12 protein-coding genes are annotated in these 12,608 nt (G+C 72.3%); 2 read left to right on the forward strand and 10 right to left on the reverse strand.

Features of this window, described 5'->3' with window-relative positions; all coding sequences use genetic code 11:
- Positions 1-41: 41 nt before the first annotated feature.
- From ACFW2Y_RS29875 to ACFW2Y_RS29920, 10 genes are all read right to left on the reverse strand, one after another.
- Positions 42-1,208 carry an epoxide hydrolase family protein gene (locus ACFW2Y_RS29875; RefSeq protein WP_384885370.1) on the reverse strand — a complete coding sequence of 389 codons (1,167 nt, stop codon included), beginning with the start codon at positions 1,206-1,208 and terminating at the stop codon, positions 42-44.
- A 45-nt stretch (positions 1,209-1,253) separates the two neighbouring features.
- Positions 1,254-2,654 carry an FAD-dependent oxidoreductase gene (locus ACFW2Y_RS29880; protein WP_384885371.1) on the reverse strand — a complete coding sequence of 467 codons (1,401 nt, stop codon included), beginning with the start codon at positions 2,652-2,654 and terminating at the stop codon, positions 1,254-1,256.
- A 29-nt stretch (positions 2,655-2,683) separates the two neighbouring features.
- Entirely contained in the window at positions 2,684-3,103 is a 420-nt protein-coding gene (locus tag ACFW2Y_RS29885) for an SgcJ/EcaC family oxidoreductase (RefSeq protein WP_384885372.1), read from the reverse strand.
- A 70-nt stretch (positions 3,104-3,173) separates the two neighbouring features.
- Entirely contained in the window at positions 3,174-4,682 is a 1,509-nt protein-coding gene (locus ACFW2Y_RS29890) for an FAD-binding oxidoreductase (RefSeq protein ID WP_384885374.1), read from the reverse strand.
- A gap of 46 nt (positions 4,683-4,728) precedes the next feature.
- A complete protein-coding gene (locus ACFW2Y_RS29895; RefSeq protein WP_384885376.1) occupies positions 4,729-5,055 on the reverse strand; it encodes a DUF6059 family protein in 327 nt (108 codons plus the stop codon).
- Positions 5,056-5,065: 10 nt separating this feature from the next.
- On the reverse strand, positions 5,066-5,962 hold the full coding sequence (locus ACFW2Y_RS29900) for a prephenate dehydrogenase/arogenate dehydrogenase family protein (RefSeq protein ID WP_384885377.1): 897 nt from the start codon (positions 5,960-5,962) through the stop codon (positions 5,066-5,068).
- Between the two features lie 110 nt (positions 5,963-6,072).
- Positions 6,073-6,882, reverse strand: a complete 810-nt coding sequence (locus tag ACFW2Y_RS29905; RefSeq protein WP_384885379.1) for a TIGR03084 family metal-binding protein — start codon at positions 6,880-6,882, stop codon at positions 6,073-6,075.
- A 78-nt stretch (positions 6,883-6,960) separates the two neighbouring features.
- Positions 6,961-8,004 (reverse strand): carboxymuconolactone decarboxylase family protein, encoded by a 1,044-nt coding sequence (locus ACFW2Y_RS29910; protein WP_384885380.1) that lies wholly within the window; start codon positions 8,002-8,004, stop codon positions 6,961-6,963.
- Between the two features lie 101 nt (positions 8,005-8,105).
- On the reverse strand, positions 8,106-9,773 hold the full coding sequence (locus tag ACFW2Y_RS29915) for an FAD-dependent oxidoreductase (RefSeq protein ID WP_384885382.1): 1,668 nt from the start codon (positions 9,771-9,773) through the stop codon (positions 8,106-8,108).
- Positions 9,770-10,357, reverse strand: a complete 588-nt coding sequence (locus ACFW2Y_RS29920) for a DUF5987 family protein (protein WP_384885384.1) — start codon at positions 10,355-10,357, stop codon at positions 9,770-9,772. Before ACFW2Y_RS29920 ends, ACFW2Y_RS29915 begins: the two co-directional genes overlap by 4 nt.
- 306 nt (positions 10,358-10,663) lie before the next feature.
- Between ACFW2Y_RS29920 and ACFW2Y_RS29925 the strand changes: the two genes are divergently transcribed.
- Together ACFW2Y_RS29925 and ACFW2Y_RS29930 are read left to right on the forward strand one after the other, a co-directional pair.
- Positions 10,664-11,764 (forward strand): ParB/RepB/Spo0J family partition protein, encoded by a 1,101-nt coding sequence (locus ACFW2Y_RS29925; protein WP_384885387.1) that lies wholly within the window; start codon positions 10,664-10,666, stop codon positions 11,762-11,764.
- 20 nt (positions 11,765-11,784) lie between these two features.
- The gene (locus ACFW2Y_RS29930; protein WP_384885386.1) at positions 11,785-12,552 is read left to right on the forward strand and encodes a helix-turn-helix domain-containing protein; all 768 of its coding nucleotides are present in this window, start codon (positions 11,785-11,787) and stop codon (positions 12,550-12,552) included.
- Positions 12,553-12,608 lie beyond the last annotated feature (56 nt).

Consider the following 12,608-nt stretch of genomic DNA (forward strand, 5'->3'; position numbering starts at 1 on the left):
GCTCCGGAAGGAGCCGGCCGCCCCGGTAATCTCGTGCGCGGCTAACCCTGGCGCAGCGGTCGGACGAAGGCGCGGACGTCCTCGACGAGCAGCTCGGGCTGCTCGAGGGCGGCGAAGTGGCCGCCCTTGTCGAACTCGGTCCAGTGCGTGAGCGTCGGCAGCAGCGGGTCCGCCCAGCGGCGGATCGGCAGCGCGGCGTCCTCGGGGAAGACGGCCACGCCGACCGGCGCCTTCAGCGGCCAGGGGCCGCCCCAGGTGCGGACGAAGGCCTCGTCGCCGTGCGCGGACTCGTAGTAGAGCTGGGCGCTGGAGCCGGCGGTGCCGGTGAACCAGTAGAGCGAGACGTTGGTGAGCAGGTGCTCGCGGCTGACCGCGTCCTCCGGAACCTTGTCCGCGGCGGTCCACTCCTTGAACTTCTCGACAATCCAGGCGAGCTGGCCGACCGGCGAGTCGGTGAGCCCGTACGAGAGGGTCTGCGGCCGGGTCGACTGGATGCGCTGCCAGCCCATCCCGTCCTGCTGGAAGCGCCCGGCGAACTCCAGGCGTCCCAGGTCGGTGGCGTCCAGGCCCTCGAAGGCGGCCGGTTCCTGCGGCGGGAAGGTGACGAACATGTTCACGTGGACACCGGCGACGTGCTCCGGGTCGGCGAGACCCAGTTCCAGGGAGATCGGCATGCCCCAGTCGCCGCCCTGCACGAAGTAGCGGTCGTAGCCGAGGCGGCTCATCAGCTCGGCCCAGGCGCGGGCCACCCGGCGGGTGTCCCAGCCGGCCGCGCGGGTGGGGCCGGAGAAGGCGTAGCCGGGGATGGAGGGGATGACCACGTGGAAGGCATCGGCCGGGTCGCCGCCGTGCGCGGCCGGGTCGGTGAGCGGGCCGATCACGTCGAGGAACTCGGCGACGGAGCCCGGCCAGCCGTGCGTGACGATCAGCGGCTTCGCGGTCGGTTCCGGCGAGGTGACGTGCAGGAAGTGGACGTCGGTGCCGTCGATCTCGGTGATGAACTGCGGGTACTGGTTCAGCCTGGCCTCGGCGGCGCGCCAGTCGAAGCCGGAGCGCCAGTACTCGGCGAGTTCCTTGAGGTACGCGACCGGGACGCCGCGCGACCAGTCGGCGTCGGGGATCTCGCCCTCGGGCCAGCGGGTGCGAGCGAGGCGCTCGTTCAGGTCGTCGATGTCGGCCTGGGGGATCTCGATGTGGAAGGGGCGCATGGCAGCCTCTCGTGGTACGCGTGCCGGAGCGGGCGCGGTGGGGCGTCAGTGGGGTGCGGCGGCGGTCTGCGGCTGCCGGCGCGGTGCGGTGGTGGCGGAGCCGGTGCGCCGGGCGGCGCGGGAGGCCCGCAGGACGCGCAGCATGAGGCGCGGGTGCATCAGCGCCTGCGGCGGGTCGATGAGACCGGCGACGCGGATGAACGCGTTGCTCAGTTCCGGGTCGTGCTCGGCGGCGGCCTGGAGGCGTGCGACGTAGGCGTTGGCCATCCTGACCTTGAGCGTGCGGCGTCCGGAGACACCCGGGTAGCCGAGGTCGGAACCGGCGGCCAGTTCCCACGGCGCCTTGATGGCGGCCGCGACGTCCTTGAAGTACGCGGCGGGCTTCCGGCCGCGGGGTGCGGCCAGGTGCCGGCGCAGCGCCAGTGACTCCAGCGCGGCCACCGTCATGCCCTGGGCATAGACCGGGTTGAAGCTCGCCACGGCGTCGCCCATCACGAGCAGTCCGTCGGGGAACCTGGGCAGGCGCTCGTAGTGGCGCCAGACGCTTGCCGGATAGCGGAACTTGACCGGTTCGTCGACGGGCTCGGCGTCGGCCACGGCGTCGTACAGGTGCGGGATGGGCAGCGAGCGCATGAACGCTTCGAAGCCCTCGGGATCCGTGGGGGCGTGGTCGCCCAGGATGCCGGTGAGTGACAGCTCGTAGATGTCCCCGTCGCCGGGCAGCCGGTAGAACAGGCCGCCGCGGGGATGCTCGGGGGTCGCCGCCGGGATGATCGCCTGGGCGTCGCCGAGCGGGTCGTGGTCCAGGCGGTAGTGGCGCGTGGTGTAGGCGAGGTCGATCTCGACCCGTTCCTCCTCCGGCACCGGGTAGCCGAGCTCGGCGAGCCAGACCGGGGTGCGCGAGCCGCGGCCCGTGGTGTCGACGACGAGGTCGGCCCTGAGTTCCCGCGGCTCGCCGCCCGCGTGGCGCGGCTGGACCCGGGCGCCGGTGACCCGGGTCCGGTCGGCGGTGGTGCTGAGCCCGAGGATGTCGTGCTCCTCCAGGAAGCGGACGTTGGGCAGCTGCTGCACCCGGCGGCGCACCTGCTCCTCGAGGACCGGGCGGCCCGCGGGAACGGAGATCAGACCGGTGTCGGCGGGGGCGATGCGCCGGCCGTTGAAGTACCAGTGACAGGCGTGGCCGAAGTCGTCCGGGGGGGCGCCGACGGCCGCGAGGTCGTCGGTGAGCCCCGGGAAGTGCTCCTCCAGGATCTGCTGGCCGCGGGCCACCAGGCCGTGGGCGTGCCGGCCGTGCGGCACACCGCGCCGCGGACCCGAGACGTCGACGAGCCGGTCGCGGTCGACCAGCAGGACCTCCGCGTAGGTGTCGGCGAGCACGCGGGCGGCGAGCAGTCCCGCCATGCTGCCGCCGAGCACCACCGCCCGGTGTGCGGCTGTGTGGGCCACGGTGTTCTCCTTCTTCGGGCCGACGCCGGTCACGGGGTGTTGCGGGGGGTGTTCTGGTAGGCGGCGATCAGCCACTCGCCGTCCTGCTTGGTCAGCACCCAGATGGCGCGGACCTGGCGCTCGGCGGCCGGCTCGGTCTCGCCGGGGGCGAGGACGCCGCCCTGGGTGATGACGACGACGTTGTCGGGCGAGAGGAACTTGACGGCGAGCGGCGTGCCGGTGACCTGGGTGCCCTTGTACGGTCCGGCGAACGCCTGCGTCATGAAGCCGGCGATGCGCTCGCGACCGGTCTCGTGCACGCCGGGCAGCACCATGGTGCCGTCCTCGGTGAAGACGTCGCCGAACGCGGCGCCGTCGTGCGCCGCCCAGGCGGCGACGATGCGCTGCGGCACGGCGGCGACGGCGGCGGTGTCCTCGGCGACGGCGGTGGTGGTGGTCGTGGCGGTCATGGGGGAACTCCCTGTGTTTCGTCGGATGGGTACGGCTGCGGTCCGCCGCGGGCGCGGCGGTGCGGGCCGGTCAGGAGGTCGGTGCGACGGAGAGCGCGTGGCGGAAGACGTTCCGCGGGTCGTAGCGCTTCTTCACCCGCTGCAGGCGCGGGTAGTTCTCCTTGTAGTAGAGGACGGGCCAGCCGGTGCCGGAGGTGTTCCAGACCGGGTCGGCGAGGTCCACGTCCGGGTAGCTGATGTACGAGCCGTCGTTGACGTCGCCGGGCTCGGGGACGCCGCCGGTCTCGGCGTACACGTCCCGGTAGAAGCGGCGCACCCAGGCGATGTGCAGCTCGTCCTCCTCCGGCGCGGTCCACGCGCCCGCGGAGTAGGACGCCTTGAGGATGGAATCGCGCTGGGGGACGGCGGTGGCGTCGGGGGCGACCGCGTTGACCTGGCCGCCGAAGCCGGTGAGCACCAGGCAGGCCATCGGGTTGTCGTACCCGGGGTCGGTCAGATGGCGGTGGACGGCGGCGAGCTGGTGGTCGGTGAAGCCCGCGCGCAGGTAGCCGGCCTTGTTCTTGTACCGGCCGCGCGGGTCGCTGGGCCAGCTGTAGGAGGGCATCCAGGTGTCCATCCAGGACACCACCTGCTCCTCGACGTGGGCAGGTGCGGCGCCGCCCGGGCCGGTGAGCGCGGCCAGCTGCTCGGCCATCAGCCCGGCGGCGCCGGGCACGTCGTCGTCGATGACCGAGTTGAGGACGAACGATCCGGCGGAGCGGTGCAGGACGATCAGGTTGCTCCAGATGTGGCGTCCCGGGGAGTCCGGCGCGCTGTTCTTCTCGTGCCAGTCGGTGTAGGCGCGCAGCAGAGCCGTGAAGCTCTGCTCGTCCAGGGCGTCCCAGGACCAGACGACGTCGGCGCGGCGGATCCGGCGCGGGGCGCGGGGCAGGGCGTGCTCGGGGGCGGTCGGCCGGGGGCCGGCGGAGCGCAGCCAGAAGCGGGTGACGACGCCGAAGTTGCCGCCGCCGCCTCCGGTGTGGGCCCACCACAGGTCGTGGTGCGGATCGTCCGGCTCGCGGGTGGCGGTGATCACCCGGGCCCGGCCGGTGTCGTCGACGGTGACGACCTCGACGGCGTACAGGTGGTCGACGACCAGACCGTCGCGGCGGGAGAGGTGTCCGTAGCCGCCGCCGCAGATGTGGCCGCCGACGCCGACCTCGAAGCAGGTGCCGGCCGGGACGGTCACTCCCCAGCCGTCGTGCAACTCCTGGTAGAGGTGGTCGAGGCGGGTGCCGCCGCCGACGGCGAAGGCCGCCATCCGTTCGTCGTAGGAGACGGAGGACAGCGGCGAGAGGTCGATGAGGACCTGGATGTCGGGCGAGGCGGTGAAGTCCTCGAAGCAGTGGCCGCCGCTGCGGACGGCGATCCGGCTGCCGCTGTCGAGGGCGTCCTGGACGGCGTCGACGACGTCCTGGGTGGTGGCGGCGAGGCGGACCGCCTCGGGACGCCCGGTGAAACGGTGGTTGTATCCCTCCACCAGACCGGGGTACCGGTCGTCCTGCGGGGTGACGGTCACCCGGCGGCTCTCTTCCGACATGGACGGCTCCTCCTGCGGCGGTCGTGCCCAGAGCCTGTCCGGCGGATCACGGCCGGGTCATCTCCTGGTTTGCGGAGTTGCCGGTGGCCGGATCCCAGTCGTCGGTCAGCTGCCGTTCCAGGGCGCTCTCGACGGGAGTCAGGGGAAGAGCGGTCAGCCCTTCCGGGTGGCCGGGGGGCGGTCCTTGCAGGGGGGTGCCGTGGTCGAGCGGCGCGGTCGGGGTCGTCACGCCGATCCACACCCAGCCGTAGTCGGACAACGACCAGTAAGCGGTGGTGAAGAGACGCTTGGCCAGGCGCAGGGCGGGGGCGGGCAGACGCAGCGCGCCGCCGCGTGGCGGCTCGGGCGGGGGCGAAGACGTGGTGACGGTCACCCCGCGACCGTCACACCCGGCCGGCGGCCGGCGCATCTCTCGGTGTGCGCCCGTCCGGGGTGCCGTCCAGGGCCGCCTGGCCGCGCCTGCCCTCCTCCAGGGTGAGGGCGAGTTCGAGCGGTGCCGACTCGTCGCCTTCCCGCAGGATCGCGGCGGCCCGGGTGAGCTGCCCGGCGATCCGGTCCAGGACGTCGGCGACCGGTCCGGCGTTGTGGGCGAGCACGTCTCCCCACACCCACGGGTCGCCGCCGGCCGTGCGGACCGCGTCGCGCAGGCTCGGCTCGGCGAGGCCGAGGAGGGCCAGGGAGCTGTCGGCGAAGCGGCTGGAGAGGACGGCCGCGACCAGGTGCGGGGCGTGCGACAGTTCGGCGACGACCCGGTCGTGGATCTGCGGGGAGAGGTCGAGGCGCTGCGCGCCGCAGGCCTCGATCAGCGCGTCGAGCATCCGCAGCGCCCAGTCGGGGGTGGTCTCGTACGGGCACAGGGTCCAGATGCGGCCGGTGAAGCGGCCGGCGCCGGCGCCGGCCCGGCCGGGGGCGTCGGGTCCGGCCAGCGGGTGTCCGGGCACATATCCCTTGAGGTCACAGCCGCGCAGTTCGGCGTCGGAGCTGATGACGTCCTTGGCTCCGGCGGTGTCGGTGTAGACGTTCCCGAGGCCCTGGCTCTGCGCGCGGTACAGGACGTCGACGACGGCGGACGGCGGGGTGGCGACGACGACCAGGTCGGCGGGCGGGCGCTTGGGGGGCCAGGGCGTTCCGGCGCCGAGTGCCACGGCCTCGGCGGTGGCGCGGGGGTCGTCGTCGAGGAGGGTGACCTCGACGCCCGCGCCGGTGAGGGCGAGGGCCACGGAGGTGCCGGTGGTGCCACAGCCGATGACGACGGCGGTGCGCAGCGTGGCGGTGGTCATGGGAACTCCTGGCGGCGGGGATGGAGGAGGGGCGGGCCGGTGCCTGGTGGGCCTCGGGGCAGGGCGGTCGGGGTGCGGGGCGGGGCCGCCCGTCGTGCGGTCATGTCCGCTCAGTGCTCGCAGTGGGCGTGGGCGAACTGGCCGGGGGTGCGGCCTTCGCCGGCCGGGCCGCGGTAGGCCTGGGCGATGTCGAGCCACCGGTCGGCCTCTGCGCCGGTGGCGACCAGGGCCAGGTCGTCGCGGTGGCGGCGGCGGGTGACGAGCAGGCAGAAGTCCTCGGCGGGACCGGTGATCTTGTCGGCGGCGTCCTCGGGGCCGTACGCCCAGAGCTCGCCGTTGGGGGCGGTGACCTCGATGCGGAAGTGCTCGGTGGGCGGGGTCAGACCGCGGGAGAGGTAGCCGAAGTCCCGGGTGAGGAAGGCGAAGAAGACCAGGTGGCGCAGGCGCTCGGTGGCCTCGCGGCGCACGCCGAGGGCGTCGGCGATGTCCTGGCCGTGACCGAAGATCTCCATGATTCCGGCGGAGGCGAGGACGGCCGCCGGAAGCGGGTTGACCAGCCACGGCACGACCTGGCCCTCGGGGACGGCGGCGAGGGCGTCGACGGAGTTCTGGCCGAGGGCGCGGAAGCGGGCGAGGAGCTGGGCGGGCGGGAAGCCGTTGAACTGCTTGAGGGCGGCGTTGACGGCGCCGTCGAAGTCGCCCGCGGCACCGGCGGCGAGCTTGGCGAAGCCATCGGGGTCGGAGGCGGCGGTGCCGGCCAGGTGGAAGATGAAGGTGAGGTGGGCGATCTGGTCGGCGATGCTCCAGCCGGGGGCGGGGGTGGCGGTGTGCCAGGCCTGCTCGTCCAGTCCCTCGACGAGGCGGGCGGTCTCCTCGATCTCGGTGGCGAGGGCCTTCAGAACGTCGTTCGTGGCGGTCATGGTGGTGTCTCCTCGGACGGGAAGTGGAAGGGAAGCGGTACGGGAAGGGCGGGGCGGGGTACGGCGGGCGGTGCGGGTTCAGGGGGCGGCGACCGCGGGGCGGGGCGCCCTGCCGGGTGCGGGGAGCCGGGTGCCGATGTCGACGGCGGCGGTGAGCGCGGCCCAGGAGGCGAGCTCGACCAGCTCGCGGTCGGCGGGGTGCGCGGCGCGGAAGTCGGCGAGGTCCGTGTCGGTGATCTGGTGGGGGTTGAGGGCAATCAGCAGGGCGAGTCGCCCGGTGGGCAGGTGGGCCTCGTCGAGCGGGGTCGTCGCCTCGGCGAGCCAGCTGCGGCCGGGGCCGGGGACGGAACCGTCGTACGAGGCGAGGACGGTGTGGAGCAGTTCGCGGACGGCTTCGGGGACCCAGCGCTCGGCGGCGTGGTCGACGGAGGCGACTGCCCGGCCGAGGGCCTCGGCGATGGTGGGGCTGGTCTTCGCCCAGTCGAGTCCGACAGGCAGCGGGGCGGCGGGCAGCAGTCCCAGGGCGGCACCGGGTGTCACCGGTGCGCCGCGGTCGGCCCGCATGGCACGGGCGACCAGACGCATCACCGGTCCGCGGCCGGCGGCGGGGGCCGCGGCGGGGACGGGCGAGTCCGGCAGGAAGAGCCGGACCATCCGGTTGAGGTAGTGGAACGTGACGGCGGTGCCGAGAATCTCAGGGGCGTCGGCCGCGTCGAACGGCGGCTGCTCCTGCTGCCGCCGTGCCGCGGTGGCGTCCATCGCCCAGACGGCGAGCGGCCGGTGGGTGTCGGTGCCGGGCAGGGTGGCCCGCTTGGCCTCGTGGACCTCGACGCAGTAGGAGCAGTCGTTGGCCCGCGACACCCCGGCGGCGACGGCTTCCTTGGCGGCCCGGGAGACCCGGCCTTCGGCGAGGAGGGTCTCCCGCAGCAGCAGCCAGGAGGCGGCCAGCGCCTGCGGAGCCGGGGAGTGCAGGGCCAGCGGCGGAGCGACGACGCCGAACTCGCGGTGGGCCTGGGCATAGACCTCGGCGACGGTGTCCTCGGCCCGGGCGGGCGGGACGGCCGCGATGTGCCGGATCTGCCGGAGCGAGCCCTTCAGCATGAGTCGTACGAGCGGTCGCATCGCCGCCTCCTTCTGCGCTTCCGGGTTGCGTGGTGCAACCCACTGGTCATGTGGTCAGTTTTTTGAAGCAACTCACTGGCCGGCGAAAGCCGTCCCAGGGATCACACGGTGACCAGGCGCTTCTGCTTGAGCAGCGGCAGTACGCCGTTGCGTCCGCTCTTGTAGCCGGTGGGGGCCGGGGCTCCGTAGTCGACCGCGACTCCCCTGGCCTGGGCGGCGGCCACGATGTGCGGCACCGCACGCTCGGCGAGGGCGGCGATGGTCATCGCCGGGTTGACGGTCAGGGCGCCGGGGACGGCGGAACCGTCGGTGACGAAGATGCCGGAGTGACCGCGCAGTTCACTGGTGTCGTCGAGGGCGGAGGTGGCCGGGTCATCGCCCATCCGGCAGGAGGCCAGCGGGTGGACGGTGTAGGCACCGACCAGGTCGTTGGTCCACGGCATCACCTTGGCGAGGCCGTCCTTCTCCAGGATCTCCTTCACGTCGGCGTCGGCCTGGTTCCAGCCGTTCCAGGTGTTCTCGGTGGGCTTGTAGGAGAGGTTGCCGCGGCCGAGCATCTGCTGCGAGATGCGCATCGAGTTGCCGGTGGCGGGCGGCGGGCCGAAGACGCCCTCGTTGTCGTCCTCCGTCATGCAGAAGATGGTCAGCCAGGACTTCCAGTGCTTGAGGATCTCCTTCTTCTCCCTGCCGAACCAGGTCGGTCCGGAGGCGTCCGGCACCTGGGCCAGGATGGTGCCGAGACCGGGCGGGAAGTAGAGCTGCTCCAAGGAGTAGCGGGAGTACTCGGGCAGCGAGCCGTCGAGCTTGTCCCAGCTGGCGACGGTCGGACCCTTGCCGATCGCGTTGGCGCCGTAGGGGAGGTTGCCGTCGCCGCGGGTCAGGCCGAGGATCTCGGCGGCCTTGTCCTCGTTGATGATGGCCGTATTGAGGCGCTCGCCATTGCCGGAGAAGTAGCGGCCGACCGCGTGCGGCATGGTGCCGAGGTGGGACTCGCTGCGCTGCAGGATGACCGGGGTGGCACCCGCGCCCGCCGCCATCACGACGATCTTGGCCTCGATGACGCCGGAGCCGGTCTGCAGCCGGTAGTCCTCGTCGTCTACGACGTTGTAGTGGACCCGGTAGTCGCCCTCGGGGGTCCGCGTCAGGTGCTGCACCTCGTGCAGCGGGCGGATCTCGGCGCCGTGGGCGAGCGCGGCCGGGAGGTAGTTGACGGTGAGGGACTGCTTCGCCTCGAAGCGGCAGCCGGCCATCATGAAGTTGCAGTTGACGCACTTGGAGTTGTCGATCGCGGCGGCGAGCGGGTTGGCGGTGCGCCCGGCGTGGTCGCAGGCCGCGGCCCACAGACCGCCCGCGTAGGAGGCGTCCTCCCAGCCCTGCTTGCTGACCGAGAGGGACTCCTCGATCCGGTCGTACCAGGGGTCGAGAGTGTCCCGGCTGATCGCCTTCGGCCACATCCGGCGGCCGATGCTGCCGTGCCGGTCGAAGACGAACTTCGGTGCCCGCGGCATGGCCGCGAAGTACACCACGCTGCCGCCGCCGACGCAGTTGCCGCCGAGCACGCTCATGCCGTCGCCGACCACGAAGTCGAAGATCCGGGTGTAGGAGGAGCCGAGCTTGTAGTCGTGCTCGAACTCGTCGCTCTTCAACCAGGGGCCGCGCTCGAGGACGGTGACCTTCGCACCGCCGGCGGCCAGGTGGTAGGCGGCGATCGCCCCGCCGAAACCGCTTCCGATGACCAGGACGTCGGTCTTCTCGATGGAGGTGCTCATGCCGGGCTCCCGGAAAGGGTGGTGGCGGGGTGGAGGTCGGCGAGCTGCCGGCCGTAACCGGCTTCCTGGAAGCGCCACAGTCCGTCGGCGTCCGGGGCGGTGATGCCCATGGCGGTGAGGCCCGGGTGACCGGCGGCGAGCGCGTCGTCGGTGTGCAGGTGGGCGGCGGAGTCGAAGGCCATGTTGCAGAAGAGGGAGAGCAGTACCCAGAAGTCCTTCTCCGGGTGGCCTACGGCGGTGAGCTCGACGATCAGGGCGACCCGGTCGTCGTAGCCGAGGGCCACGAAGGGCGGGACGTCGGTGTCGAGGGTCAGACCGTTCTTGGCCGCGTAGACCACGGCGTGCTCGTTGACGAGCTTGGCCAGGTCCTCCAGGCCGTCGTGGATGCCGGTGGCGTCCCAGCGCAGGAGGTCGAGCGCGCCGCTGGTGACGGCGCCGCCGCCGGTGCTGACACCGGCGATCGCCCGGTCACCGGGCCAGCGCTTCTCGCCGGGGACGATGGTGTCCGCGTACGCCTCGAGGGTCGAGGTGGCTTCTTCCCCGATGTCGACCTTTCGCTCGGGGATTCTCCGTGCTCGGTGCAACTCGTCCTCCGGTGGGTGGGGTTCCTGCTGGCGTGAGAAGAAAGTTAGAAGCATCGAGTCTTTTCAAACAACCAACTCGATCCGCGTTCGCCCGAACGCCAGTCCTCTGATGCAACTAACCGGAGTCGCGTTGTCTCCACGCCGGCCCTCCGAAAAAAAGAGGTCGTTCGCTATGGTCGTCCCGAATGCACATTCCTCCGCGGTGGTCCGGGCTTTTTTCCATGGAGTTTCGGGGATGGCCGGACACGCCTCGATCTCGCCGGAAGGGAAAGGGGAGAGGTGAACCGCGACGGAATAACTCTGACGCTGCCGGCCCACTTCACCCACCGGCTGCCTATCGAGGCTTTGCTGCCGGCCGACTCGCCCCGCCTGAACGGCCTGGACGAGGATCACGTACGGCACCTGGCCGACATCTACGCTTCGCTGCCGCCGGTCCTCGTGCACCGGACCACGCTGCGCGTGGTCGACGGCATGCACCGGGTGGCGGCGGCCGCGCGCCAGGGGCTCACCTCGGTGGAGGTGCAGTACTTCGACGGCGCCGACGACGAGGCGTTCCTCCGCTCGGTGACCGCCAACACCACCCACGGTCTTCCCCTCTCCGTGGCGGACCGCAAGGCGGCGGCCGAGCGCATCCTGCGCTCCCGGCCCGAACTGTCGAACCGGTCCGTCGCCTCCTGCACCGGTCTCGACGCCAAGACGGTCGCCACGATCCGTCCCCGTTCGACTGCGGACAATCCGCGCTCGAACATCCGTATCGGCGCCGACGGCCGGATCCATCCGCTGGACCGCACGGCCGAGCGACTGCGCGCCGCCGAGCTCATGACCCGCCGCCCCGACCTCCCGCTGCGGGCCATCGTCAAGGAGACCGGACTCTCCCTCGGCACCGCACACGACGTGCGCCGACGACTGCTGCGCGGCGAGGCCCCGGTGCCCGAGGGCCGCCGAACCGCGGCCGCCCGCCGCTCCGCCGCGGCACTCGCCGCGTCCCCCGCGCTCGCCGCGTCCACCGGACCCGCCGACTCCGAGCCGCCCACCCGACGCCCCGGCGCCGGCCGCTCCCCCGCGTCGCCCGTCGCGACGGCCGCCCTCGCCCCGACGGCCGTCACCGGCGGTTCCCGCGGCTCGATGGAACTGCTGCGGCGGCTCGCCGGCGACCCGTCATTGCGGCACTCGGAGTCCGGACGACACTTCCTGCGCTGGTTGCACACCCACGTCATGGTCGACGAGGCCTGGCGGCGGCAGGTCGCCGCCGTGCCCCCGCACTGCACGGACACGGTCGCGGAACTGGCCCTCCAGTGCTCCCAGGTGTGGAAGAGGTTCGCCGAGGACCTCGCCCGGCGGCGGCTGACCGACGCCGCCCCCGATCCGTCACGGCACGCGGCTTCCGCCTCTCGGCAGGGAGCATGATTCAACGACAGGGAGAAACGGTGACCACCACCGCCATCGAAGCCGCTGTCCTCCGGGTGATCGATGAGATGCACGCGAATCTCGGCCAGGAACTCACGATCGACGACATGGCTCGCACCGCCATGTTCAGCAAGTTCCATTTCACCCGGGTTTTCCGGGACGTGACGGGTACGTCCCCCGGGCGCTTTCTCTCAGCCCTGCGACTTCAGGAGGCGAAGCGCCTCCTGCTCGAAACCGAATTCAGCGTGGCCGACATCAGCAGCCAGGTCGGATACAGCAGCGTCGGAACCTTCAGTTCCCGTTTCAAGTCGTGTGTCGGCGTCTCACCGAGCATGTTCCGGGAATTGGGCGGATTCACGTCGGAGATCGGCACCGCCACGGCCGAGGCGACGACCGTGCACAGCGCGCTGCGCGGGCGGGTGCACCTGCCCGCGGACCGGGAGCCCGGCCACTGCTTCGTGGGGCTCTTCCCCACCCCCGTCCCGCAGGGACAGCCGGTGCGCTGCGTCGTCCTGGACGGCCCCGGCTCCTTCGAACTTCGCGACGTACCGGTCGGCACCTGGCACGTGCTCGTGCACTCCGTCCCGTACGGCCTCGAGCACATGCCGTCCGGTACCGGCGACGCGGATGTCGTCTCGGTCGGCAGCTACGGCCCGGTGACCGTGCGCGGGGGCACCTTGCTGATGCCCGCCGAGATCACGTTGCGCCCGCTGGACGCGCTCGACCCGCCGGTCCTGATGGCATTGCTGGACCTGCGCACCGACGCGCTCGACCGCATCGCGGGCTGACCCCCGGGGCCCGTGCCCCCTCCGGGACACGACGAGAGGGCCGGCCACGATTCTTC

The sequence above is a fragment of the Streptomyces sp. NPDC058877 genome (assembly GCF_042742855.1).
GTDB lineage: Bacteria > Actinomycetota > Actinomycetes > Streptomycetales > Streptomycetaceae > Streptomyces.